We start from the raw sequence: 24,686 nt of genomic DNA, 5'->3' as shown, positions 1-24,686 counted from the left end.
ATGGGTCAGAAGGTTCATCCAATCGGTATCCGCCTAGGTGTTGTGAAACGTCATAACGCTAACTGGTATGCGAATCCGAAACAATACGCTGAATACTTGCTTAAAGATCTTCAAGTTCGTGAGTTTTTAACTAAAAAACTTAAGAATGCGATGGTAAGCAACATTCTTATCGAACGTCCATCAGGCGCTGCTAAAGTAACTATTAGCACAGCTCGTCCTGGTATCGTAATCGGTAAAAAAGGCGAAGATATTGAGAAATTACAGCGCGAACTTACCAGCATTATGGGTGTTCCAGCGCAAGTAAGTATCAACGAAATTGATCGCCCAGACTTAGATGCGCGTTTAGTTGCTGAAGCAATCGCTTCTCAATTAGAAAAGCGTGTAATGTTCCGTCGTGCTATGAAGCGTGCGGTTCAAAACACTATGCGTGCTGGTGCTAAAGGTATCAAAGTTGAAGTGTCTGGCCGTTTAGGTGGTGCAGAGATTGCTCGTACAGAATGGTATCGTGAAGGTCGTGTACCTTTACATACGCTACGTGCAGACATTGACTATGCAACTATGCGTGCAGAAACAACTTACGGTACGATTGGTGTTAAAGTTTGGATTTTCCGTGGCGAGATTTTAGGTGGCATGAAACAAGTCATGAACCCTGCTCCTGCTGAAGATCGTCCAGCTAAACGTGGTCGTGGTCGTGGTGAAGGTCAAGAGCGTCGTGGTCGTCGCGGTGACCGTGCTGCTGACAAGGGAGAATAATCCATGTTGCAACCTAAACGTACCAAATTCCGTAAGGTGCACAAAGGCCGTAATACTGGTCTAGCGCATCGTGGTAGTACAGTATCATTTGGTTCGATTGCAATCAAAGCAACTGAACGTGGTCGTATGACTGCTCGTCAGATTGAAGCTGCACGTCGTACTATTAGCCGCCGTATTAAGCGTGGTGGTAAAATCTTTATTCGCGTATTCCCGGATAAACCAATTACTCAAAAGCCTCTTGAAGTGCGTATGGGTAAAGGTAAGGGTAGCGTGGAGTACTGGGTTTGCCAGATCCAACCAGGTAAGATCCTGTACGAAATTGAAGGTGTGAACGAAGAATTAGCGCGTGAAGCATTTGCTTTAGCTGCTGCTAAACTTCCGTTTAAAACCACTATCGTGACTCGGACGGTAATGTAATGAAAACTAAAGATCTACGTGAAAAATCGGTAGAAGAGTTGAAAGCTTTGCTTGATGAGCAACAGCTTAATCAATTCCGTCTTCGTATGGCGAAAGCAACTGGTCAGTTGGGTAAATCGCATGAAGTGCAAGTTGCTCGTAAGACAATTGCTCGTATTAAGACACTCCTTACCGAAAAACAGGGGAACGGACAATGAGTGAAAAAACAGTCCGCACGTTAACCGGCAAAGTAGTAAGCGACAAAATGGACAAGTCTATTGTTGTTCTTATCGAACGCCGCGTTCAACACCCGTTGTATGGCAAATCAATTCGCCGTTCAACTAAGTTACACGCTCATGATGAGAACAATGTTGCTAAACTTGGCGATGTTGTGACCATTAAAGAAAGCCGCCCAATTTCTAAAACTAAAGCTTGGACTTTAGTGGAAGTAGTTGAAGCAGCTGCTGAGTAATTCGACGTTCTTGTTGCATCATCGGTCAATTTCGAGTACTCTTTGAGCCTTTCGAAATTGTGACCGGTGATGCTCGGTTTTGGAGTAGGGCAATGATTCAAACCGAAACTATGCTCGACGTAGCAGACAACAGTGGTGCTCGCCGCGTACAATGTATTAAAGTACTTGGTGGTTCACATCGTCGTTATGCTTCTGTTGGCGACATTATTAAAGTTACTGTAAAAGAAGCAATCCCACGCGCACGTGTTAAAAAAGGTGACGTGATGAATGCGGTTGTAGTTCGTACTAAATTCGGCATTCGTCGTCCAGATGGTTCTGTGATCCGTTTTGATGATAATGCTGCAGTTATCCTGAACAACAACAAAGCTCCGATTGCTACTCGTATCTTCGGACCAGTGACTCGTGAACTTCGTACTGAACAGTTCATGAAAATCATTTCATTGGCTCCTGAAGTTCTATAAGAGGCAATCATGGCTAAGATTAAAAAAGGCGATCAAGTTATCGTGATCGCAGGTAAAGAAAAAGGCAAACAGGGTACTGTATTGTCTGTTTCTGAAGACCGCGTTAAGGTTGAAGGCCTTAACTTAGTGAAGAAGCATCAAAAGCCGAATCGTGTAACTGGCGCTGAAGGCGGTATCGTTACTCAAGAAGCTTCGCTTCATATTTCAAACGTGGCAATTTTAAATGCTACAACCCAGAAGGCTGACCGTGTTGGTTACCAAGTGATTGATGGCGTGAAAACTCGCGTTTATAAATCAAATGGTGAATCAGTGGCGGTAGCGAAGTAATAGGTTGAAAAGGCAATGGCCAGACTTAAAGCACGTTACAACGAAGAACTTAAAGCGAAGTTACAAGAAGAACTTAGCATTAAGAACGTGATGGAAATTCCACGCATCACAAAAATTACCCTAAACATGGGTGTAGGCGCAGCTGCAACTGATAAGAAATTATTAGATGGCGCTGTAGTCGACATGCAATTAATTGCTGGTCAAAAACCAGTAATTACACTTGCTCGTAAATCTATCGCTGGTTTCAAAATCCGTGATGGTTGGCCGATTGGTTGTAAAGTTACTTTACGTGGCGACCAAATGTACGAATTCTTGGACCGTTTGATCTCAATCGCAATCCCTCGTATCCGTGACTTCCGTGGTTTCTCTTCGAAATCATTTGATGGTCGTGGTAACTACTCAATGGGTTTGAAAGAGCAAATCGTTTTCCCTGAAATCGATTTCGATAAGATTGATCGTATTCGTGGTATGGATATTACTATTACTACGACTGCTCGCACCGATGACGAAGGCCGTGCGCTTATGCGTGCATTCGGCTTCCCGTTCAAATAAGAGGTCGATATGGCTAAGAAAGGTATGATTAATCGCGAATTGAAACGCGAAAAAACAGTTGCTAAATACGCTGCAAAACGTGCTGAATTAAAAGCTACGATTGCAAACGTAAATGCAAGTGAAGAAGAGCGTTTCGAAGCGATGTTAAAGTTACAAGCATTGCCACGTAATGCATCTCCGGTACGTCTTCGTAACCGTTGTGGTTTAACTGGTCGTCCTCATGGTTACTTCCGTAAGTTCGGTTTAAGCCGTAACAAATTACGTGACACAGTAATGCAGGGTGATGTACCAGGCGTTGTTAAGGCAAGCTGGTAAGGAGCGACTAAATGAGTATGCAAGATACCGTTGCCGACATGCTAACACGTGTTCGTAACGCACAAATGGCTAAGAAACAAACTGTTTCTATGCCTTCTTCTAAGTTGAAAGTTGCAATTGCAAACGTACTTCAACAAGAAGGTTATATTTCAAATGTAGAAGTTGCTCAAGAAGAGACAAAATCTACTTTGACAATTACTTTAAAATATTTCGAAGGCAAACCAGTTATCGAAATGGTTAAACGCGTAAGCCGTCCAGGTCTTCGCCAATACCGTGGTAAAGATAAACTTCCAAGCGTTAAGCAAGGTTTAGGTATTGCAATTGTTTCTACAAGCAAAGGCATCATGACTGATCGCGCTGCACGTGCTGCGGGCGTTGGTGGTGAAGTTATTGCTTTTGTTTCTTAATAGGTGATTCCTCATGTCTCGTGTGGCTAAAGCCCCAGTAACTGTACCTAATGGTGTAGCAGTTACTCAGAACGGCCGGCAGGTCGAAGTGAAAGGCAGCAAAGGTACATTGTCTTTCAACCTGCATGCGCTGGTCGAGCTAAAACAGGAAGAAGGTAAACTTCAACTTGCTCCAGTTAAAGAATCGAAAGATGCTTGGATGCAAGCTGGTACTGCTCGCGCTGTATTGAATAACCTTGTAAAAGGGGTTAGTGAAGGCTTCGAACGTAAGTTGCAGCTAGTTGGTGTTGGTTATAAAGCTGCGGTTAAAGGTACTGTTGTAAACCTTAACCTTGGTTTTTCACACCCAATTGACTACGCTTTACCTGAAGGTGTAACAGCGGAAACTCCAACTGCTACTGAAATCATTTTGAAATCAGCAAACAAGCAGTTGTTAGGTCAAGTAGCGGCAGAAATCCGTGCATATCGTTCTCCTGAACCATATAAAGGTAAAGGTGTTCGTTATTCGGATGAAGTCATTCTTCGTAAAGAAGCTAAGAAGAAATAAGGCGCGAGGTTCTTATGAACGAAAAGAAACAATCCCGTTTGCGTCGTGCGAAAAGCACACGCTTGCACATTCGTGCATTGGGTGCGACTCGTTTGTGTGTAAACCGCACTCCGCGTCACATCTATGCTCAAGTTATTTCAGCAGATGGTGGCAAAGTTTTAGCACAAGCTTCAACTTTGGATGCATCTTTACGTAGCGGTACTACAGGTAATGTAGACGCGGCTACTAAAGTAGGCGCTTTAATCGCAGAGCGTGCGAAAGCAGCTGGTGTAACTAAAGTTGCATTTGACCGTTCTGGTTTTAAATATCATGGTCGTATCAAAGCCTTGGCTGATGCTGCTCGTGAAAACGGCTTGGAGTTCTAATCATGGCTAAAGTTGAACAAAACGAAGGTCTTGTTGAAAAGCTGGTTGCCGTTGATCGTGTAGCCAAAGTTGTTAAGGGTGGTCGTATCTTCTCTTTCACAGCATTAACTGTGGTGGGTGATGGTAATGGTCGTGTTGGTTTTGGTCGTGGTAAAGCTCGTGAAGTTCCAGCTGCTATTTCTAAAGCACTTGAAGCTGCACGTCGCAACATGATTACTGTAGACCTTGCAGGTACTACTTTACAACACCCTGTGAATGCTCGTCATGGTGCAAGCCGTGTATATATGCAACCTGCTTCTGAAGGTACTGGCGTAATCGCTGGTGGCGCTATGCGTGCCGTTCTAGAAGCTGCAGGTGTACATAACGTACTTGCTAAATGTTATGGTTCTACTAATGCTGCAAACGTAGTAAACGCAACTTTCAAAGGTTTGCGTGATATGACTTCTCCTGAGAAAGTCGCTGCGAAACGTGGTAAATCAGTAGAAGAAATTCAAGGGTAATCAATCATGAAAACGATTAAAGTTACCCAGACTAAATCTTCTTCACATCGCTTGAAAAATCACAAGCTTTGCTTACAAGGTTTAGGTCTGCGTCGTATTGGTCATACTGTAGAAGTGCAAGATACGCCTTCTAACCGCGGTATGATCAACAAAGTCTACTATATGGTTAGTGTAGAGGAATAAGCCATGACTCTGCGTTTAAATGAACTTGCGCCTGCAGAAGGTGCAAAACGTGAACACCGTCGTTTAGGCCGTGGTATCGGTTCTGGCGTTGGTAAGACTGGTGGCCGTGGTGTCAAAGGTCAAAAATCACGTAAAAGTGGTGGCGTTCGTCCAGGCTTTGAAGGCGGTCAAACTGCGATTTATCGTCGTTTACCTAAATTCGGTTTCACTAGCCAAATCGCTTTAAAAACTGCTGAAGTACGTTTATCTGAGTTAAGCAAAGTTGAAGGCGACATCGTTAGCCTAGAAACTTTGAAAGCTGCGAATGTTGTTCGTCGTGACCAAATTCGTGCTCGTATCGTACTTTCTGGTGAAATCACTCGTGCATTCACTGTTCAAGGTGTTGCATTGACTAAAGGCGCTAAAGCTGCGATTGAAGCAGCTGGCGGTAAAGTCGAGGAGTAATCTCGAGTGTCTATGTCTCCTAGTTCTTCAGGTCATGTCAACATGATGAAAGGTCAGCCATTTCATGTGAAATACCGTGAAATTATTCGCCGGATGAGTTTTCTAATCGGTGCATTGCTGGTCTTTCGACTAGGAGCGCATATTCCAGTACCAGGCATTAATAATGCTGCGTTAGAAAATTTATTTCATGCGAACCAAGGAACTATTCTTGGGCTATTCAATATGTTTTCTGGCGGTGCTTTAGAGCGAATGTCTATTCTTGCTTTAGGGATTATGCCGTACATTTCTGCGTCAATTATTGTGCAGTTAATGTCTACTGTAATTCCATCACTTGAAGCCTTGAAAAAGGAAGGTGAGCAAGGTAAGCGTAAAATTAATCAGTATACACGTCAGGGCACATTGTTGCTTGCAGTGGTTCAAGCAGTTGGTATGTGCGCAGGTTTGATTGGTCAGGGTATTACTCTGTCAGTTGGTCTTGCGTTTTACATCCCAGCAGTAACTTCACTTGTCGCTGGAACTATGTTCTTAATGTGGCTAGGTGAGCAAATCACTGAAAGAGGTATTGGTAACGGTATCTCAATGATTATTTTTGCAGGTATTGTCGCTGGTTTGCCTAAACTAATTATGCAATCAGTTTCTTCTGTAGATAATGGTCAGACAAGTTTAATTGGTCTTGTAATCTTTGGTCTTTTGTCTTTAGGTGTATTGGCAGCTATTGTGTTTATTGAAAAAGCACAACGTCGCATTCCAGTAAACTATGCGCAAAAGCAACAAGGGCGTCGTATATTTACAGCACAGCAGACGCATTTGCCATTAAAAATTAATATGGCGGGTGTTATTCCTGCGATTTTTGCAAGTTCTTTACTCTTGTTCCCGGCAAGTCTTGGTCAATGGGTGGGAAGTGCAGATCCAAATGCTGGTTTTATTAAAAGCAGCTTACAAGATTTAGCTTTAGTATTGTCGCCTGGACAGCCTTTGTATTTGGTGCTCTTTGGTGCGTTAATTATCTTTTTCTGTTACTTTTATACGGCTTTAGTATTTAGCCCTAAGGAAGTATCAGAAAATCTAAAACGCAGCGGAGCTTATGTGCCTGGTATTCGCCCAGGTGAGCAAACTGCTCGTTACTTAGATCATATTCTTAATCGTTTGACGTTTATTGGTGCGATTTATATTACGGTCATTTGTTTAATGCCAATGATTCTACAAAGCTCTTTTGGGATTCCATTCTATTTGGGTGGTACCTCATTATTGATCGTAGTTGTCGTGGTTATGGACTTTATGGCTCAGCTACAAGCGCATTTAACATCTCATCAATATGACAATCAAACATTAATGAGAAAAACGACTGCTCATCCTAAGGGATAAGCGCACTTAGAGGTTTCATCATGAAAGTACAAGCTTCTGTAAAGAAAATTTGTGGTAGCTGTAAAGTTATCCGTCGTAATGGGGTTATTCGCGTAATTTGTAGCGCAGAACCTCGTCATAAGCAGCGTCAAGGTTAATCTAATCAAGACCTGTTGATTTCAGTAGGCGAATTGGGTTAATATCCGCCCCTCAAGATTTTTGTGGGGCGGTTGATTATCTCTACTGCCTTTTTGGAGAAAGTGAATGGCTCGTATTGCCGGTGTAAACATTCCGGATAACAAGCATGCTGTTATCTCCCTCACTTACATCTTTGGTATCGGTCGCCACACTGCTAAGAATATCTTAGCTACAGTTGGTATTACTGAAACTACTAAGATCCGTGAGTTGGACGATGCTCAGCTTGATGCGATTCGTGCAGAAGTTGCTAAGGTTCCTACCGAAGGTGACTTACGTCGCGAAATTTCCATGAACATTAAACGTTTAATGGATTTGGGTTGCTACCGCGGCCTTCGCCATCGTCGCAGCTTGCCTGTCCGTGGTCAACGCACCAAAACTAACGCACGTACCCGTAAAGGTCCGCGCAAACCGATTAAAAAGTAAGATTTCTGGAAGCTAAAAGATGGCTAAAGATACTCGCACACGCAAGAAGGTCACTCGTACCGTCTCTGAAGGTGTTGCACACATTCACGCGTCTTTTAATAACACCATTGTTACGATTACTGATCGTCAAGGTAATGCATTGGCTTGGGCCACCTCAGGTGGACAAGGCTTCCGTGGTTCACGTAAATCAACTCCGTTTGCTGCTCAGGTAGCTGCTGAAGTTGCTGGTAAAGCAGCTTTAGATTACGGTTTGAAAAATCTGGATGTCCTTGTAAAAGGTCCTGGTCCAGGTCGTGAGTCTGCGGTTCGTGCATTAGGCGCAGTGGGTTATAAGATTAACAGCATTACCGATGTGACTCCAATTCCTCACAACGGTTGCCGTCCACCTAAAAAACGTCGCGTGTAAGGAGAAACATTCATGGCTCGTTATATTGGTCCAAAATGCAAACTCTCTCGCCGCGAAGGGACAGACCTGCAACTTAAATCTGGCGTTAAACCATTTGACGTCAAAACTAAAAAAGCTAACAAAGCACCTGGTCAACATGGTCAGGCACGCGGTGGTAAGCAATCTGAGTATTCACTACAATTACGTGAAAAACAAAAAGTCCGTCGTATTTACGGTGTGTTAGAACGTCAATTTAGTAACTACTATAAAGAAGCAGCTCGTGTTAAAGGCGCAACAGGTGAGAACTTGTTGAAATTGCTTGAAAGCCGTCTTGATAACGTTGTTTATCGCATGGGTTTTGGTTCTACACGTGCAGAAGCTCGTCAGTTAGTAAGTCACCGTAGCATTACTTTGAATGGTCGTCGTGTAAACATCGCATCTATTCAAGTTAAAGCTGGTGATGTAATTGCGGTTCACGAAGGTGCTAAACAACAATTGCGTATTAAAAACGCGATTGAGTTAGCTGCACAACGTGGTATTCCAGCTTGGATCGAAGTTGATCATTCTAAGCTTGAAGGTACGTTTAAAGCTGCACCAGATCGTTCTGATTTACCTGCTGAAATCAACGAAAGCTTGATTGTAGAATTGTATTCTAAATAATCCTTGAGGTAGCAATAATGACGCGTACTGCAAACGAGTTTCTAACTCCGCAAGCGATCAAGGTCGAAGCGGTAAGCGGGACCTCGGCAAAAGTGATTCTAGAACCTTTAGAGCGTGGTTTTGGCCACACTCTAGGTAATGCTTTACGTCGCATTCTATTGTCTTCTTTACCTGGCGCTGCTGTGGTTGAAGTAGAAATAGAAGGTGTCGAGCACGAGTACAGTACTTTAGAAGGCTTGCAGCAGGACATCGTCGAGCTCTTGCTGAACCTAAAAGGATTGTCTATTAAGCTGTTCGATCAAAATGAAGCATATTTAACATTAGAAAAACAAGGTCCTGGCGATATTACTGCTGCTGACCTTCGTTTACCTCATAATGTTGAAGTGGTTAACCCAGAACATTTAATCGGTACTTTAAGTGCTTCAGGCTCATTAAAAATGCGCTTGAAAGTTGCTCAAGGTCGTGGTTATGAAACATCTGATTCTCGTTTCCCTGAAGGTGAAACACGTCCGGTTGGTCGTTTGCAATTAGATGCTTCTTATAGCCCGATTAAGCGTGTTTCTTACACCGTTGAAAATGCGCGTGTAGAACAACGTACCGATTTAGATAAACTGGTAATCGACCTCGAAACAAATGGAACGGTTGATCCTGAAGAAGCAATCCGCAAAGCGGCAACAATCTTGCAACAACAAATTGCAATTTTTGTTGATCTTCAGAAAGACCAAACTCCAGTTGCTCAAGAGCCTCGTGAAGAAGTTGACCCAATCTTGCTTCGCCCAGTAGATGATCTAGAGCTTACTGTTCGTTCTGCTAACTGTTTGAAAGCAGAAAATATTTACTACATTGGTGATCTTGTTCAACGTACTGAAGTTGAGTTGTTAAAAACTCCTAACCTTGGTAAAAAATCGTTAACAGAGATCAAAGATGTTTTGGCATCGAAAGGCTTACAACTCGGTATGCGTCTTGAAAACTGGCCACCAGCTAGTCTTCGTATGGACGACCGTTTTGCCTATCGTAGCCGTTAATTAAGTAGGACTATCACCATGCGTCATCGTAATAGTGGTGTGAAATTAGGCCGTACAAGCAGCCATCGTAAAGCGATGTTCCAAAACTTGGCTAATTCTTTATTTGAACACGAGTTGATCAAAACAACTGTGCCTAAAGCTAAAGAATTACGTCGTGTTGCTGAGCCTTTAATCACTCTAGCAAAAAACGATACTGTAGCAAATCGTCGTTTAGCATTTGCTCGTACTCGTAATGCTGCAACTGTTGGTAAATTATTTACCGTACTCGGCCCTCGTTACAAAGAACGTAACGGCGGTTATCTACGTGTTCTTAAAGCGGGCTTCCGTGCTGGTGATGCAGCACCGATGGCTTACGTTGAGCTTGTAGATCGTGAAGTAAACACTTCAGCTGAATAATTGATTTTATTCAAAAAAGACCGGTTTTATACCGGTCTTTTTTATTTCTAGTCAAAAAATAAATTATAAAAATGTCCTCAAGTGACATAAAAAAGTAGATAAACGGTCAAACTTGACATTGTGTATTGTCAAAATTGTGTTTTAATAAACTTATATTCTCAACAATGGGTATAAAAATAAAATGGAAAAGCAAGTTGATATTTTAATCATTGGCGCAGGTATTTCAGGAATCGGAATCGCTGCCCATTTATCAAAAAATTCACCACAACGACAATTCGAGATTTTAGAACGTCGCGAGTCTTTTGGTGGAACATGGGATCTTTTCCGTTATCCTGGCATCCGTTCAGATTCAGATATGTCTACCTTTGGTTTTAACTTTAAACCATGGTGTAAAGCGAATGTATTAGCTGATGGTGCTTCTATTAAAGGATATTTAGGTGAAGTAATTAATGAATTTAAATTAAAAGAAAAAATTCATTTTGGTCATCGCGTACTTTCTGCTAATTATGATTCGGCTTCAAAAAAATGGCAGGTTGTAGTCGAAGATAGCAATAAAAAACAGCAGACTTGGATTGCTAACTTTGTGGTCGGTTGTACAGGTTACTATAATTATGATCAGGGTTATGCACCTTCTTTCCCAAATCAAGAAGCATTTAAAGGGCAACTCATTCACCCACAGCATTGGCCTGAAAACTTAGATTACGCAGGTAAAAAGGTGGTTATTATTGGTAGTGGTGCAACAGCGATTACTTTAGTACCAGCAATGGCTAAAGGTGGGGCAGGTCATGTGACCATGTTGCAACGTTCACCAACGTATATTGCTAGCGTTCCTTCTATCGATTTCATCTATGAAAAAACGCGTAAATTTATGTCTGAAGAGGCAGCTTATAAATTTACCCGCGCACGTAACATCGGTATGCAGCGCGCTATTTATGCGTTGTCTCAGAAACATCCTAAAACTGTACGTCGTTTACTTTTAAAAGCAATTGAAGTGCAGCTTAAAGGTAAGGTTGATATGAAGCATTTTACGCCTTCATACAACCCTTGGGATCAGCGTTTATGTGTAGTGCCAGATGGGGACTTATTTAAAATTTTACGTGAAGGCAAAGCAAGTGTAGAAACTGATCAGATCGAGAAATTTACTGAAAAAGGTATTTTACTTAAATCTGGCAAACATCTTGATGCTGATATCGTTGTTTCTGCAACAGGACTACAAGTTCAGATTATGGGTGGAGTTCAGGCGACTCTTGATGGGAAGCCAATCAACTCATCTGAACATATGCTTTATAACGGCATCATGCTAAGTGATGTGCCGAATATGGCTATGATTATTGGCTATGTGAATGCCTCATGGACACTCAAAGTAGATATCGCTGCCGAATATATTTGTCGCTTATTAAACTATATGGACAAAAATAGTTATGATGAAGTGATTCCATCGGGTGATAAGACTGTGATGGAAGAAGATACTGTAATGGGTAAATTATCTTCAGGTTACATTAACCGTGCGGCACATGAACTTCCTAAACAAGGTAAGCGTGCTCCATGGCAGGTGACTAATAACTATTTAGAAGATAGAAAGTCTTTGAAAAATGCAAAATTTGAAGATGGCATTCTTCATTTTCATAAGCGTTCTGAAGCAAATGAGCGTAAACCAAAATTAGTATCTTAATTCGTATGAAATAAGAAAAGGGGCGTAATGCCCCTTTTTTATTGAAGGTATTAAAGTGTTCTTGAAATTAATTCTTTCATGATTTCATTTGTACCTGCATAAATTCGATTTGCTCGATGATCAATGTATGCACGTGCAATTGGATATTCAAGCATATAGCCATAACCGCCATGTAATTGAAGACATTCATCTACAATCTTTGAGAACATATCAGAAATTTTATATTTAGCAGCTGCTGCAGCTTCTACACTCAACTTTTCTTCAAGTTGTAATTCCATACAACGATCTAAATATGTCCGGCAGAAATCTATTTCTGTTCTGAGTTCGGCAAGTTTAAAGCGTGTATTCTGAAATGCGCCAATAGGTTTACCAAATGCTTTTCGATCTTTTGTATATTGAACGGTATGTGCAAATGCTGCTTCAGCACCGGCCTGACAAATGATAGCAACTAAAATTCGTTCCCATGCTAATTCTTTCATGAGCATGATAAAGCCCATACCTTCCATGCCTAAAAGATTTTCTTTAGGAACGCGAACATTATCAAAGAATAATTCGCAGGTATCTTGGCCTTTCATACCAATTTTGTTTAGAGGTTTACCTTTACTAAAACCAGCACGATTTGCTTCTACAATAATTAAGGATAAGTTCGCCGAACCTTTATCACTATTGCCAGTCTTACAAACGACTACGGCCATATCGCATAAGTAGCCATTCGTAATAAAAATTTTGGAACCATTAATGACATATTCATCACCCTCAAGTACGGCGGTGGTTCTTACCGCTTGTAAATCTGAACCAGTGCCTGGTTCCGTCATTGCAATAGCAGTAACAACTTCTCCAGTTGCCATTTTGGGTAACCATTTTTGTTTTTGCTCTTCATTACCAAAATTATTAACGTAATTAGCAACAATATCGGAATGTAGAGAAAAACCTGTACTTGAGTCCATCGCATACGCTTGTTCTTCAATAAGAATCATACTGTATAGGCGATCTACCCCAGAGCCACCATATTCCTCTGGCATTGTGGTGCAAAGAAGACCTAGTTCTCCAGCTTTATTCCAAAGATCTCGGTCAACATGTTGCTGTTTTTCATATTTCTCTATATTGGGAACGACTTCCTTTTCATAGAATTTACGCACTGTCTCACGGAAGGCTTCGTGTTCTTCATTGAATAATTGTCTTGGTAACATATTTGGAATAGGACGGATGGCACCAGATTGCATTTGTATTTCTTCCTTGGTTCAGGTGTGATGTTATGCCCTAAACATACGTAAGCATTTCATGCCTAACAATGTGATGAATGCTCAATTATGCGGATAAGATGATAAATTTGGTCAATTTGATATTTTTAGCGATCTTTAGGATGTGATCAGGTAAACTAGGCGCACTATCAACACAGATGGGGACGTAAATGTCTGACGAAATGACCTTGGAAGAACGTAAAGTAATTTATCGAGCACGCCGCGGCTTAAAAGAAATTGACGTCTATTTTGACCCGTATGTAAAAAACTATTATTTAAAAGCTGATCCAGCAGAAAAAGCATTATTTGCAGAGTTAGTCGATCAAGAAGATCCGGATTTATTAGATTGGTTCATGGAAGTTTCTGAACCTCCACGTACTGAGTTACGTGAATTTATTTATAAACTAAAACAGTATGTACATGGCTAAACTGTTTTGATAAAAGAATTAAATTTTGAGCTGAAATATAGCCGTGTCTCGGTAATATTTCAGCTTTTTGTTGGTTTAGGTTTAGCAATCCTGCTTTATCAATTATTAACACCGATATGGTGGCTATGTGCTGTTATTCTTCTATTTATTGGTTTTATTTTCTTTTTAAAGCAAGCACAAATATCTCAAATTGAATATTTAGATCAAAAATTATGGTCGGTTGCATATTTCTCAAAAAAAGAAATTTACCGTGCAGAAATTATTAAAATAATTGATTATCAGTTATTTGTAGTTATTTATCTTGAAGAGACTCCTAAGAATATAGCTATTGTATGGTTCGATCAGCTTCCCATTCAGCAGTGGAAAAGATTAAAAGTTCTAGAAAAACTCTATTAATTGTTAGACAATTCTACAATTGTATATTTATTTAAAAATTATAAAAAACAAAAGCTTAATAATTATTTTCTTCATTAAACTTCGAATTGTCTAATTAAAATATAGAAAAAAGCCAAGGAAAGACAATTGTCTGACAATTTTACCTATGGGTAACTATTTGATCGGTTAAAGTACAAACACCAACGTAAAGTGTGTCGGAGGTCTCAAAATGGAGATGCCAACATGGTCGTTCTTGGTCATTGCCATAATTCTGGCAGTGGTGATAGGAAGAGCAGGAACTTTACTCAGGGAACATCTTAACAAAGTTAGTTTTAACAAGGTTAAGAGACAGAGGATGCAAGGTCGTCGATCAGTCAATTATTAAAATTGGTTAATCGATTAATTTCATCAAGTGTCCAGTTTATAACTGGGTGCGATTGTAGTAAGGAGGTCTCTCATGGAGATTTCAATGTGGATGTTTCTGTTGATTGCAGTCGTTATGGCTGTAGTAGTAGGAAGAGCAGGAACTTTACTTAAGGATTATATAGAACAAAAATAATATAAGCCGTTAAAAGCTTATCCCAGTTAATAAGTAGCATGTGCTGAACCGTCGCAATGCTACTTTTTTTTGCCTAAAATTTCTGTTTCCTCGAAAAACTGTCAATTTTATCTGCTGTGAAGTGTGTCAAAGTATAAGCGCTACAATTAGAGTAATTACTCTTTTATTCAAGATATGCATCTGCTAATGTACATCTGAAAAGGAAAAAACAAATTACATAGAGGACAGGAAGATGTCTAAAGTCCAAAAAATAAGCCAAGGTTTGGCGGTGAGTTTTCTTGCAGCTTCAGTTTTATCAGGTTGTTCATACGTCGTGAAAACCGGAGCAAATGTTGCTCTAGGTTTTACGGAAAAGCACGTCGTTCCACCTATTTTGGCAATGCAAGATGCTGAAATGGTATGTAATACCGGTAGTGCGTTAACACCTGCAATCATGTCTACTAAAGGGATGGGTGCAGATCCGACACGTGTTGCAGTATTAATGTATGCAGCATCAGGTGTATGTGCGGAAAATCAGGCTTTAGAAGCAGAATTACGTTATTTGCGCGCATCAAAAGCTGGTCAAGTGACAGAAGCTCAAGATGCACGTATTGCACAAAAGCGTTGGGCAGCAATTGCTGCTGAACGTCAATATACGGGTTATAAGTTATTTGCTGATCGTTGGGAATCTAAATATAAATATCACTTAGGTGATTCTTGCCCAACGATGCGTAATGATACTGATCAAACTGTTTATTTACTTGGCATGATCAGTGGTCTTCAGGCTGTGACCAACGATATTAACTCAGGCGGTGCAGTCAATGTTCCTAAAGATATCGCTGCTATTGTAGAGCGTGGCATGGTTTGTCTAGATAATGAAAAATTCTGGGGCGCACCTAACGCAACGCGTGCTGTTATCTGGACTTTATTGCCAGGTGCTGATGAAGGGAAACCTGATCCGTACCAAACTTTAAAACAGTCAATTCAGATTGGTGAGAAAAAAGGTGTTCGCCTATCTCATGCCTTATATGCTGTAGCTGCTCAAGCAAGCGGTGATGATGCAAAAATCCGTGATGCATTAAGAACCTATGCAGCATCTCAAGCTGATGACAAACCTGTCAATCCGAACTTTAAGTTAATCGATAGTATGGCTGGTCTTATTGTACGTGGTATCTCTGACCGTTACTGGACTGAGCATACTGGTGTACGTACCGGAGATGATGGTATGTCTCATTTCTGGGATGATAAAAATGAAGGTGCAGCAGAGCTAGATGAGTTGTTTGATGGGGGAGCCGCTTCTGAGGTTCCTGCGGATTCATCTGCTCCACCAGCAGCGCAGTAAGAATATTTGAAAGACTAACTTCTTGCGAGTCTATTGTTAAGTTCTACAATAATTGTAAGAAGTTTAATTTCAAGGAGTGTGCCATGAAGGATCATGTACTGAATAGTAAAGTGCTTTTGGTCGCAGTGTGCATTTCCATATCTGCATGTCTACAGGTGTTTCCTGATACTTTTATTTATTGGCGCGAAAGTTTACTTGGCGAATTCTGGCGTTTGTGGACTGCACATTGGGTACACGTTGGATGGGTTCATTTCCTTTTAAATATGATGGCATTCGCTTGTTTACCCTTTATTTTTCCACATACAAAAGCATGGCATCTTCTAAGTCTACTTTTGCTGTTGCCACCTTTTATTAGTTTGGTGTTCTACTTTTATTTACCTTATATCGAAGCTTACGCAGGTCTGTCTGGTGTCTTACATGGACTATATACAGCGGTTGCTTTGGTCTATCTGCAATATCGTAAAGAGCGAAATTTTGCTTTGCTGGTTTTAGGGTTAATTATTGCCAAACTCATATGGGAAAACACTTTTGGACAAACAGGAACTGCTCAACTAATAGGGAGTCCAGTTTTAACTGAAGCTCATCTATATGGGGCAATTGGTGGAGCAATCTTTGGAGGATGTTATTGGATTTTCCAGAGATTAAAAAAGAAACATTGACAATACAAACTGTTAAAAAAGAGATTTTAGTCATTCTTTATTAACAAAGTTTGATGCAAATTTGATCGTTGAATAAAGGGATTGGTAGAAGGGGGATGGATTTAACCCCCTGACCAAGAAAAATTGCATGACTCAATTCTTTAATTTTTAGGGACTTGAGAGAACAAAATTGGAATATTTATGCAAGAACATCAAGAAAAAAGATCTGGATTAGGTCTGCTGGGTTATATCTGGAACGAATGGATCTCAACATTCGTCATCCTCATTCTGCTATTAATGACGCTAATTATTGGTACCGGGGAAATGATCCACGGACAATTATTACGTATCGGGGAACGTCTTTATGGCGACCCTACTACAGGTATGCAATATTCTTTTTTGCGTGCTGAGCCTGAAAAGCCAACTTGTGATCGACATCCAAATATCGAAGCTCAAGTAAAAGAACAAATGAAAGCGAACGCGTCTGATGATTTCGCGAGTTTCTTTGGTGCAGCATCGGAAAGTGATGTCCGTGCATCACTACTCGCAGCGCAGCAACAATGTGATGAAAAATATCAGTTCTATGATAAAGCAATCGCTTATATGGATGCACATCCAAGTATCCGTACGTATCGAACAATAGAAACCTCTTTTTTTGGCCTCTTTAAATTTGGTACTGAAAATAGGGCAATGCTTTTAGTTGTGATGGTTGTTTTGGCCGCGATAACTGCGACATTGAAGACACATCATATCGGTTTACGTAGCCCAGCAACGAAAATTGATTTTCGTGTATATTCAATTGCGATGTTATTTGCTAATGGTCTTTTAACATCATCAACGATTAGTCAATATCGTTCGGTAACGGGTTCGGGGGTGCCTGTAGCAATTGAAATGCAAGTGATTTACTGGTTATGGATTACGTTATTTGCGATTTTGACATTAATCAGTTTATTTCAGTTGATTAAATCTCCAACTCCGACGAAAGAGGGGGGAAATCTTGGGCTTGCTTTCTTAAGTGTGCCACTTTATGCCTATATGGCAATTATTACTGGTATTGCATTTACTTTCTTTATGGATTATCCAATGGGACAAGGTATTTACCTTGGACAGTTGGTTGAATTCTCAAGTATCTTTTTAAATCTTGCTCTATTTATATGGGCAGGTATGTTACTTAAACAAACACGCATAGTTGATTTATTTCTTAATATACTACGGCCTTGGAATCTAGCACCTGAAACTTTAACTTGGTTAATTCTAATTGCAGCAGCTTTACCTACAGCTTATACAGGGGCTTCGGGTATCTTCGTTATTGCAGCTGGTGCAATTATTTATAAAGAAGTCTGGAATGCAGGTGGTCGCCGTCAATTCGCTTTGGCAGCAACAGCTATGTCTGGTTCATTAGGTGTTGTGTTACGACCATGTTTGCTGATTGTTGTTGTTGCGTCTTTGAATAAAGAAGTCACAACAGATTTGTTATATCACTATGGAATATATACATTTCTGCTGTCTTCAACTTTATTTTTAATAGTTTCTTTATTTTTTGCTGAGCAAAAATTTCGTATTGCACCAGTAAAAATAGCATTTCCTAAATCCTTACGCGCTTTTGTTCCTGTATCGCCATATATTGTTATTTTTATCCTAATCTGGTTGTTTTACAAGCATGCCTTGGCAACAGATTTGAATGAGTTCACAGCACCAGTCATGATGCCTGTAATCTTATTACTAATGGTGCTATTTGATAAGTTACGTAGGGAGCCTGCTCCGTTAGCACCAGTCGGTCATTGGGATAGTACCCTTAATGTTTATACTGCTCCAGCCGATGGTTCTCAGCCTGTACCTCAAGTAAAGTCTACAGATGATCCACGTAATCCTGAGCGTAGAGTTTCTTTCCGATCAGCTTTACACACAGCTACAAGTGAAACTGTTGGACATATTGGTGCATTAGTTATTCTAATGGCATTGTCTGTAAGTGTCGGTGGATTCTTGGAACGAATCGAAATTATGGAGGCTTTCCCAACAGATATTAATAGTCTATTTGTTGTGATCTCTTTGATTGTGATTCTCATGGTATTTGTTGGGATGATCATGGATCCATTCGGTGCTGTTATTTTAATTTCAGCAACCGTAGCACCCGTAGCATATAAATACGGAATTGATCCTGTGCATTTCTGGATGATCGCTTTAATTGGTTTTGAGCTTGGCTATATTACTCCTCCAGTTGCTTTAAACCACTTATTGGCCAGACAAGCAATTGGCGACGATGAGGTATCTGAAGCAGATACAGAAGTTCGTCATAAATCATTCTTCTACCGCTTCGAGCGATGGGTACTTCCACTAATTGTAATGGTGCCTGCAATGCTTATTATTGCTTATGCACCTTACTTCTTTAAATTATTCGGTTGGTATCACTAATCTAATAATTTGAAGTAAATATCTTGATTAAAAAACACCCTCTTAAAGAGGGTGCTTTTTTGGATGATACAATATGAGTATTTTGCGTTCGATAACAATCTAATTTTCTTCTTAAAATTAGAAAGCTAAAGATGGATAGCTTTAGCTTTTTTAAGAGTTCATTGAAAAACTATTGCTGTTTAAGCTGAGCTTCTAGCAATTTAACTTGTTCTTCTTTGAGTTTAGTTAGTTGATCCGCATCTGCATGCTGAGCTTTTAAGGTGGCTTCCTGATCTTTTAGCTGGCGATGAATATCTTCAAGTTTAGATACTTCTTCTTTTGCTAAAGACTCTTGTGCAGGGACAGGCTCTTTAAGCACATTTTCACTGACAAGTTGCTGAGAGCTTGCATTTTCAGCTAAGGGTTCAGAACTTGATAATGGGTCAGCTGGTTTCGGTTTAGCAGGAGCAGGAGTCGAGACAGGTTGTGGATCAACCAGTGGTGCTGACGACTCGGTTTTTTTAAAAAACCATTGCGCTGCAAAAAAAAGCACTACGAGAATGCTTAAGCCCCCAATTAAAATCCATAATAATTTTGAGTTTTGTTTTCTTTGTAGTGGCATGTTTAAGACCTTTAGTCGGGACGACGTGGCTTGAACTGTATTACCCCAATTTCATCCGGTTCAGCAGGTGTTTCAGGCTCATCAACATGAGTCGGACGATTTTCGCTATAACCGCATTCGATACATTCAATCCATTCGTCTTCTGCGGTGGTTAGCATGACAATTCGATCCATGGCTTCACATTTTGGACATTTTGCCCCAGCAATGAAACGTTTTTTCATCTTTATCACCCTAACCACACGATCAATTTAGGCCCATAGTTTAAGCGGTTTTGTTGTCATTCGTCCAACCTTGATGACGTAACAATGCGTCAATTTTAGGCTCGCGTCCACGGAAATTAACAAATGCCTCAAGCGCAGTGTCTTTTCCACCCACAGCTAGAATTGCCTGACGGAATTCTTTACCCGTTTGAGTGTTAAAAATGCCTTCATTTTCAAAACGATCAAATGCATCGCTCGCTAAGACTTCTGCCCATTTGTAAGAGTAATAACCTGCGGCATAACCGCCAGCAAAAATATGACTAAAACTATGTTGGAAGCGGTTGTAGTCGACAGTAGGAACGACCGCATATTGCTTACGAATATCGTTTAAGGTTTGCTGAATTTGCTCACTGTTCAGGGCTGGCGTTTTGGTGTGAATGGTCAAGTCAAATAATGCAAATTCAAGCTGACGTAAAGTTTGCATACCAGATTGGAAGAATCGAGCATTTAATAAAGCATCTAGTAATTCTTGTGGCAAAGTCTGTTTACTATCGATGTGTTCACTTAATACATCTAGACTTTCTTTATCCCATGACCAGAATTCCATAAACTGGCTTGGTAGTTCTACCGCATCCCAAGCAACGCCATGAGTTCCTGCAACCGAGATATTATCTACTTCGGTCAACATATGATGTAAACCATGTCCGAACTCATGGAACAAAGTAATCACTTCGTCATGAGTCAATAAAGCAGGTTGGTCACCTACAGGAGGAGTAAAATTACACACCATATAGCAAATTGGTTTTTGTAAGCCATGAAGTGTTTGCATGCGCGAGCGGAAGCCGTTCATCCATGCGCCACCACGTTTACCTGTACGTGCATAGATGTCAAAAAAGAAGCCACCAATCACTTGACCTTGGTCTTCTAATTCAAAATAACGTGCATCTGGATGCCAGACAGGTGCTTGTCTTTCAATAATGTTAATGCCGTATAGACGCTGCACAATCTGGAATAATCCCTGAATAACTTTAGGTGCAGGGAAATAAGGTTTTAATGCTTCTTGAGATAAGTTGAATTGTTGCTGTTTAAGCTTTTCAGAATAGTAAGTTGTATCCCAAGGTTTAAGCTCATCAACACCAACTTGTTTAGCAATATCTTGAAGTTCGGCAACTTCTTGAAGCGCAGGAGCACGCGCATGCTCTGCTAGGTCAACCAAAAACTCATGTACTGTTTTTACGTCTGGTGCCATTTTGCTTGCCAGAGAATATTCAGCATAGTTATTGAAACCAAGTAGTTTCGCCATTTCCTGACGAAGACTCAAAATTTCTTCCATAATTTTGCTGTTATCAAACTCAGTTTGTTCAGACTGATCAGATGCGCGAGTCACATAAGCTCTATAAAGCTCTTCACGCAATGCACGGTCATCTGCATAAGTCATGATTGCAAAATATGCTGGGAAATCTAGGGTTGCTACAGCTTGGTCAAGTTCACGTTGTTTGCCGTACTGTTTTAATAACTCAATATTACTTTCTGGAAGACCTTTTAGCTGATCTTCGGTAAGTGGTTTAAAGTAAGCTTGTGTTGCATCAAGTACGTGGTTTGAAAAATCAGAAGAAAGCTGTGAAAGACGCGCAGAAATCTCTGCATAACGTTTTTTCTCTTCACCCTCTAAGGCTACACCTGAAAGTTTAAAGTCACGTAAAGCTAGACGGATAGCACTTTGCTGTGCAGGGCTAAGAGAGCTATAACCTTGACCATCATGGATGTGTTGATAGGTTTGATAAAGCGCCGTGTGTTGACCAAGCTGAGTGTAATATTCACTTAATGCTGGTAATAAAGATTGATAGACTTCTCTCGTTTCTGCGTTGCTCATTACAGCGTTTAAATGCGATAAAACGCCCCATGATTCACTTAGATTATTTTCAAGCGTATCGACTTGCTCAAGTACGGCAAGTTGCTGAGCTGCATCTGTAGGTGCAGCCGTAAGAGTATTTAAAAATTCCTGACCTGCTTGGATCGCTTGTTGAATGTCTTGTTTTAAATTTTCTAATTCAATTTGGTCAAAACGCGGAGTTGGTAAAGTCGCTTGCTGTAAAGTCATTGCTAATAGCCACATTATTTTTTAAACATGGTATTAGATGTAGGTCCTCTCAAGTCGGAAATCAAGCTTAATGTGTAAAATAACCCCTTTTAAAAAGAAATAAGCCTCCTATTGGAGACTTATTTTTGAAACGTGATAATTATTTACTCACTATTCAGCCTTTGATTTTGCATTCGACTTTTTCTTTTTAGGCTTAGATTTTTTCTTCACCTTTTCTGATTTAGTCTCGGCTTTTGCTGAGGTTTTTTTACCAGATTTTTTGGTGTAAGAACTTGGCTTACTTTTTTCTTTCTTTTTGTGAACAGGTCGCTCACCATCACTACTGACAGTTGGTTTACTGAAAACTTCTTCAGTCGCCTGCGTAGTAGTTTTAGTCGTACGCGGCGCACGGCTACGAACTACTCGGCCTGCATGGGTAACTTGCTTAATGAGCTGAAAGTCAATTTTACGTTCTTCCAGATTGACACCAGCAACCTGAATTTTAACTTCATCGCCCAAACCAAAGACTTGACCACGATTTTGACCTACTAGATTTTGACTCGCTTGGTCATAAATAAAGAAGTCATCGCCGAGTTGGCTAATATGAATCATGCCATCGACATATAAATCTTTCAGTGTCACGAATAAACCGAATTCGGTCACCGCACTTACAATACCAATAAATTCATCACCTAGATGCTGCTGCATGTAGTGACATTTCAACCACGTCGTTACGCTACGAGAAGCTTCATCAGCACGGCGCTCTGTTTGAGAGAAATGTTCACCTGCATCATCTAGTGCAGCACCAGAGAGTGGATAAGGCTTTTGTTTCAAGTGAGCTTTAATGGCCCGGTGTAATAATAGGTCTGGGTAACGACGAATTGGCGAAGTGAAATGCGTATAAGCTTCATAAGCCAAACCATAGTGCCCTGCATTTTTTGCGCCATAATAAGCTTGCATCATTGAACGTAATAAGACGGCATGAATACTTGGTGCATCAATACGATCTTTAGTTGCTTCAATTACTCTTTGATAGTCTGCTTGAGTTGGTTGGTCAGGGAAGGGTAGCCCCAGTAATTTAACAAAGTCTTTTACTTTCTGAATACGTGAGAACTCTGGAGCTTCGTGCACGCGATACAACATTGGAACATCATGTTCTAATGCATATTCAGCCGCAGCAACGTTAGCAAGTAACATGCACTCTTCAATAAGTTTATGTGCTTCATTACGTGTACGTGGCAAAATTTCTTTAATCCCGCCTAGCTCATCAAAAGTCATGTAGGTTTCAATGGTTTCAAATTCCATTGCATGACGATCAGCACGTAAATTTTTCAAAATCTGATAAAGCTGGAAAAGCGTATTTAAAGATTTATGAACATCACGATCTTTTGGAATCGCATCTGTTGCGCCGTCAAAATATTGTGCTACCTGTGTATAGGTCAAACGTGCTTTTGAATGCATCACTGATGGATAAAAATCGTAACCAGTTACACGGCCTGTACGAGAGAGTTTCAAGTCACAGACCATACATAAACGGTCTACATGAGGGTTTAGAGAGCATAAGCCATTTGACAATGCCTCTGGTAGCATCGGTAATACGAAATGCGGGAAGTATACCGAAGTACCACGTTCCTCAGCTTCTTCATTGAGGGCTGAGTCTAAGCGTACATAATGGCTAACATCAGCAATTGCGACCACTACACGATAACCGCCACCTGGACGTTTTTCAGCATAAACCGCATCATCAAAATCTCGAGCATCTTCACCATCGATCGTAACTAATGCTAAATCTCGTAAATCAATGCGGCCTTCACGGTCTTGAGCAGATGGTTCTTTAAAGCTTTCAGCTTCTTTTATAACTTCATCTGGAAATTCGTAAGGTAAGCCAAACTCAAGAATAGTCTGCGGAATAATAATTTCTGTATCAGCTTTGTCGGCCATAGATTGAATAATATGCGCCGTCGCAAATTCTTCACGAGTCGGATAGCTGTCTATTGCGACACGTAGCATATCGCCAACATTTGCTTCAGCATGTGTTACCAGTTCTTTTTCTAAAGGAATAGGCTGGTGCTGATTTGGATTGTTGGGCTGAATAAAATATTCGCCATCGTGAACCGACAATTTACCAATTAATTGTTTAACACGATGTTGTAAAACTTCTGTGATAAATCCCCAAGGTTTGCCTTTACGATCAACTGAAGTCTGTCGCACTCTAACTCGGTCACCGTTAAAGACTAAACGTAATTCACGTTCAGGAAGTAAAAGGTCACTTTGACCATCGATATGCGCTGTGCCTAAACCTTTACTATTGATATAAACAGTTGCTTCATAGGTCGGTTGATCTGCCACCAACTGAAATTTAAACCCGTCTTTCATGATTTGACCATCACGAACCATAGCACTTAAGCGATGACTGAGTGCTTCAATACTTTTTTGGTCATGAATATTAAAATGATCGACAAGTTCTGCATGAGATTGCGGTGTCTGCAATTGTTCCAATGTATCTAAAATAAGAGTACGGCTTGGAATAGGATTGTCATAACGTTCAGCTTCAGCTTTCGCTTCGGGGTCAGCCCAGTTTTTTGTCATGTCGTTTGGTTTCACGCTTGGCAGATAAGTTTAGCATAAGTCATGCAGACCCGAACTGCACGTTTAGGTTTGCAATAATGTGTTATGCACTACAGTATTTTGATGAAGAAATAATATCTATCTTAACAAGCGTTTGATCGAAAAAGACGAAAATAATTAGAAAATTGCTTAAAAAATAATTCATTGAACTAAAAAACAAGAAAATTTCACTATGATGACTTGAACAATAGGGTTTTAGTTTGTATTATGGCGGCTCGTTCCGGTGAGGTGGATGAGTGGCTGAAATCACTTCCCTGCTAAGGAAGCATACCTATTACTGGTATCGAGGGTTCGAATCCCTCTCTCACCGCCATTTACTTAATGCGCTCATAGCTCAGCTGGATAGAGCACTTGGCTACGAACTAAGGGGTCGGGAGT

The 24,686-nt window shown here is 40.5% G+C and carries 31 protein-coding genes, 1 tRNA gene and 1 pseudogene; 28 read left to right on the top strand and 5 right to left on the bottom strand.

Annotated features, from left to right (window positions below; genetic code table 11):
- From rpsC to ACTJJG_RS14275, 22 genes and pseudogenes are all read left to right on the top strand, one after another.
- Nucleotides 1-817: pseudogene (rpsC, locus tag ACTJJG_RS14380) on the top strand (30S ribosomal protein S3).
- Nucleotides 757-1,170 carry a 50S ribosomal protein L16 gene (gene rplP / locus ACTJJG_RS14375; protein ID WP_002049688.1) on the top strand — a complete coding sequence of 138 codons (414 nt, stop codon included), beginning with the start codon at nucleotides 757-759 and terminating at the stop codon, nucleotides 1,168-1,170. Before rpsC ends, rplP begins: the two are co-directional and overlap by 61 nt.
- Nucleotides 1,170-1,367 carry a 50S ribosomal protein L29 gene (gene rpmC, locus ACTJJG_RS14370; RefSeq protein WP_000849928.1) on the top strand — a complete coding sequence of 66 codons (198 nt, stop codon included), beginning with the start codon at nucleotides 1,170-1,172 and terminating at the stop codon, nucleotides 1,365-1,367. The genes rplP and rpmC overlap by 1 nt, the downstream gene beginning before the upstream one ends.
- Entirely contained in the window at nucleotides 1,364-1,621 is a 258-nt protein-coding gene (gene rpsQ, locus ACTJJG_RS14365; protein WP_002116661.1) for a 30S ribosomal protein S17, read from the top strand. Before rpmC ends, rpsQ begins: the two co-directional genes overlap by 4 nt.
- A gap of 92 nt (nucleotides 1,622-1,713) precedes the next feature.
- Nucleotides 1,714-2,082 carry a 50S ribosomal protein L14 gene (gene rplN, locus ACTJJG_RS14360; protein ID WP_001982634.1) on the top strand — a complete coding sequence of 123 codons (369 nt, stop codon included), beginning with the start codon at nucleotides 1,714-1,716 and terminating at the stop codon, nucleotides 2,080-2,082.
- 9 nt (nucleotides 2,083-2,091) lie between these two features.
- Nucleotides 2,092-2,409 (top strand): 50S ribosomal protein L24, encoded by a 318-nt coding sequence (gene rplX / locus ACTJJG_RS14355; protein WP_002116820.1) that lies wholly within the window; start codon nucleotides 2,092-2,094, stop codon nucleotides 2,407-2,409.
- 15 nt (nucleotides 2,410-2,424) lie between these two features.
- Nucleotides 2,425-2,961, top strand: coding sequence for a 50S ribosomal protein L5 (rplE, locus tag ACTJJG_RS14350; protein WP_002116961.1), 537 nt, complete (start codon nucleotides 2,425-2,427; stop codon nucleotides 2,959-2,961).
- 9 nt (nucleotides 2,962-2,970) lie between these two features.
- Nucleotides 2,971-3,276: a 30S ribosomal protein S14 gene (rpsN, locus tag ACTJJG_RS14345; RefSeq protein ID WP_002049689.1), complete on the top strand. Its 306-nt coding sequence runs from the start codon at nucleotides 2,971-2,973 to the stop codon at nucleotides 3,274-3,276.
- A gap of 11 nt (nucleotides 3,277-3,287) precedes the next feature.
- A complete protein-coding gene (gene rpsH, locus ACTJJG_RS14340; RefSeq protein WP_002049732.1) occupies nucleotides 3,288-3,683 on the top strand; it encodes a 30S ribosomal protein S8 in 396 nt (131 codons plus the stop codon).
- Nucleotides 3,684-3,696: 13 nt separating this feature from the next.
- Complete coding sequence (gene rplF, locus ACTJJG_RS14335; RefSeq protein ID WP_002116801.1) at nucleotides 3,697-4,230, top strand: 50S ribosomal protein L6; 534 nt, start codon at nucleotides 3,697-3,699, stop codon at nucleotides 4,228-4,230.
- Nucleotides 4,231-4,244: 14 nt separating this feature from the next.
- The gene (gene rplR / locus ACTJJG_RS14330) at nucleotides 4,245-4,595 is read left to right on the top strand and encodes a 50S ribosomal protein L18 (protein ID WP_002049741.1); all 351 of its coding nucleotides are present in this window, start codon (nucleotides 4,245-4,247) and stop codon (nucleotides 4,593-4,595) included.
- Nucleotides 4,596-4,597: 2 nt separating this feature from the next.
- On the top strand, nucleotides 4,598-5,095 hold the full coding sequence (rpsE, locus tag ACTJJG_RS14325) for a 30S ribosomal protein S5 (RefSeq protein ID WP_001141025.1): 498 nt from the start codon (nucleotides 4,598-4,600) through the stop codon (nucleotides 5,093-5,095).
- 6 nt (nucleotides 5,096-5,101) lie between these two features.
- On the top strand, nucleotides 5,102-5,278 hold the full coding sequence (rpmD, locus tag ACTJJG_RS14320) for a 50S ribosomal protein L30 (RefSeq protein WP_000849088.1): 177 nt from the start codon (nucleotides 5,102-5,104) through the stop codon (nucleotides 5,276-5,278).
- Nucleotides 5,279-5,281: 3 nt separating this feature from the next.
- A complete protein-coding gene (gene rplO, locus ACTJJG_RS14315; RefSeq protein ID WP_002116985.1) occupies nucleotides 5,282-5,722 on the top strand; it encodes a 50S ribosomal protein L15 in 441 nt (146 codons plus the stop codon).
- A gap of 45 nt (nucleotides 5,723-5,767) precedes the next feature.
- Nucleotides 5,768-7,087 carry a preprotein translocase subunit SecY gene (secY, locus tag ACTJJG_RS14310; RefSeq protein ID WP_014207743.1) on the top strand — a complete coding sequence of 440 codons (1,320 nt, stop codon included), beginning with the start codon at nucleotides 5,768-5,770 and terminating at the stop codon, nucleotides 7,085-7,087.
- A gap of 20 nt (nucleotides 7,088-7,107) precedes the next feature.
- Nucleotides 7,108-7,224: a 50S ribosomal protein L36 gene (rpmJ, locus tag ACTJJG_RS14305; RefSeq protein WP_000867907.1), complete on the top strand. Its 117-nt coding sequence runs from the start codon at nucleotides 7,108-7,110 to the stop codon at nucleotides 7,222-7,224.
- 106 nt (nucleotides 7,225-7,330) lie between these two features.
- On the top strand, nucleotides 7,331-7,687 hold the full coding sequence (gene rpsM, locus ACTJJG_RS14300; RefSeq protein ID WP_000090816.1) for a 30S ribosomal protein S13: 357 nt from the start codon (nucleotides 7,331-7,333) through the stop codon (nucleotides 7,685-7,687).
- Between the two features lie 19 nt (nucleotides 7,688-7,706).
- A complete protein-coding gene (gene rpsK / locus ACTJJG_RS14295) occupies nucleotides 7,707-8,093 on the top strand; it encodes a 30S ribosomal protein S11 (RefSeq protein WP_001040166.1) in 387 nt (128 codons plus the stop codon).
- A 12-nt stretch (nucleotides 8,094-8,105) separates the two neighbouring features.
- Nucleotides 8,106-8,732 carry a 30S ribosomal protein S4 gene (gene rpsD / locus ACTJJG_RS14290; protein ID WP_000135204.1) on the top strand — a complete coding sequence of 209 codons (627 nt, stop codon included), beginning with the start codon at nucleotides 8,106-8,108 and terminating at the stop codon, nucleotides 8,730-8,732.
- Between the two features lie 17 nt (nucleotides 8,733-8,749).
- Entirely contained in the window at nucleotides 8,750-9,757 is a 1,008-nt protein-coding gene (locus ACTJJG_RS14285; RefSeq protein WP_002116730.1) for a DNA-directed RNA polymerase subunit alpha, read from the top strand.
- Between the two features lie 18 nt (nucleotides 9,758-9,775).
- Nucleotides 9,776-10,153 carry a 50S ribosomal protein L17 gene (rplQ, locus tag ACTJJG_RS14280; protein ID WP_002049717.1) on the top strand — a complete coding sequence of 126 codons (378 nt, stop codon included), beginning with the start codon at nucleotides 9,776-9,778 and terminating at the stop codon, nucleotides 10,151-10,153.
- A gap of 181 nt (nucleotides 10,154-10,334) precedes the next feature.
- Nucleotides 10,335-11,825 (top strand): flavin-containing monooxygenase, encoded by a 1,491-nt coding sequence (locus tag ACTJJG_RS14275; RefSeq protein ID WP_069119502.1) that lies wholly within the window; start codon nucleotides 10,335-10,337, stop codon nucleotides 11,823-11,825.
- 50 nt (nucleotides 11,826-11,875) lie between these two features.
- Here the strand turns inward: ACTJJG_RS14275 and ACTJJG_RS14270 are convergent, their stop codons facing one another.
- Nucleotides 11,876-13,048: an acyl-CoA dehydrogenase family protein gene (locus ACTJJG_RS14270; RefSeq protein ID WP_005067286.1), complete on the bottom strand. Its 1,173-nt coding sequence runs from the start codon at nucleotides 13,046-13,048 to the stop codon at nucleotides 11,876-11,878.
- A gap of 188 nt (nucleotides 13,049-13,236) precedes the next feature.
- Here ACTJJG_RS14270 and ACTJJG_RS14265 point away from each other — a divergent pair, with 188 nt between their 5' ends.
- The 5 genes from ACTJJG_RS14265 to ACTJJG_RS14245 all read left to right on the top strand — a co-directional run bounded on the left by ACTJJG_RS14265 (nucleotide 13,237) and on the right by ACTJJG_RS14245 (nucleotide 18,799).
- Nucleotides 13,237-13,494 (top strand): FAD assembly factor SdhE, encoded by a 258-nt coding sequence (locus ACTJJG_RS14265; protein WP_002117064.1) that lies wholly within the window; start codon nucleotides 13,237-13,239, stop codon nucleotides 13,492-13,494.
- Nucleotides 13,495-13,500: 6 nt separating this feature from the next.
- Entirely contained in the window at nucleotides 13,501-13,890 is a 390-nt protein-coding gene (locus ACTJJG_RS14260; protein ID WP_069119505.1) for a hypothetical protein, read from the top strand.
- Between the two features lie 770 nt (nucleotides 13,891-14,660).
- Nucleotides 14,661-15,749: a hypothetical protein gene (locus tag ACTJJG_RS14255; protein WP_069119507.1), complete on the top strand. Its 1,089-nt coding sequence runs from the start codon at nucleotides 14,661-14,663 to the stop codon at nucleotides 15,747-15,749.
- A gap of 83 nt (nucleotides 15,750-15,832) precedes the next feature.
- Nucleotides 15,833-16,408 (top strand): rhombosortase, encoded by a 576-nt coding sequence (gene rrtA, locus ACTJJG_RS14250; RefSeq protein ID WP_005067290.1) that lies wholly within the window; start codon nucleotides 15,833-15,835, stop codon nucleotides 16,406-16,408.
- A 180-nt stretch (nucleotides 16,409-16,588) separates the two neighbouring features.
- Nucleotides 16,589-18,799: a TRAP transporter large permease subunit gene (locus ACTJJG_RS14245; protein ID WP_032057383.1), complete on the top strand. Its 2,211-nt coding sequence runs from the start codon at nucleotides 16,589-16,591 to the stop codon at nucleotides 18,797-18,799.
- Between the two features lie 169 nt (nucleotides 18,800-18,968).
- Here ACTJJG_RS14245 and ACTJJG_RS14240 read toward each other — a convergent pair whose 3' ends face one another.
- The 4 genes from ACTJJG_RS14240 to rnr form a co-directional block, all read right to left on the bottom strand.
- Nucleotides 18,969-19,400, bottom strand: a complete 432-nt coding sequence (locus ACTJJG_RS14240; protein WP_032057384.1) for a hypothetical protein — start codon at nucleotides 19,398-19,400, stop codon at nucleotides 18,969-18,971.
- Between the two features lie 11 nt (nucleotides 19,401-19,411).
- Entirely contained in the window at nucleotides 19,412-19,621 is a 210-nt protein-coding gene (locus ACTJJG_RS14235) for a YheV family putative zinc ribbon protein (protein ID WP_032004797.1), read from the bottom strand.
- Between the two features lie 40 nt (nucleotides 19,622-19,661).
- Nucleotides 19,662-21,716, bottom strand: a complete 2,055-nt coding sequence (locus ACTJJG_RS14230; RefSeq protein ID WP_069119509.1) for a M3 family metallopeptidase — start codon at nucleotides 21,714-21,716, stop codon at nucleotides 19,662-19,664.
- 135 nt (nucleotides 21,717-21,851) lie between these two features.
- The gene (rnr, locus tag ACTJJG_RS14225; protein WP_005078314.1) at nucleotides 21,852-24,269 is read right to left on the bottom strand and encodes a ribonuclease R; all 2,418 of its coding nucleotides are present in this window, start codon (nucleotides 24,267-24,269) and stop codon (nucleotides 21,852-21,854) included.
- A 261-nt stretch (nucleotides 24,270-24,530) separates the two neighbouring features.
- On the opposite strand from rnr, the gene ACTJJG_RS14220 reads away from it, so the two are divergent.
- A tRNA-Ser gene (locus tag ACTJJG_RS14220) sits at nucleotides 24,531-24,621 on the top strand.
- The last annotated feature ends 65 nt before the right edge of the window (nucleotides 24,622-24,686 follow it).

The sequence above is a fragment of the Acinetobacter sp. 22512 genome (assembly GCF_052044755.1).
GTDB lineage: Bacteria > Pseudomonadota > Gammaproteobacteria > Pseudomonadales > Moraxellaceae > Acinetobacter > Acinetobacter pittii.
The sequence above is the reverse complement of the archived record's forward strand: the minus strand, read 5'-3'. Positions and strand labels throughout refer to the sequence as shown.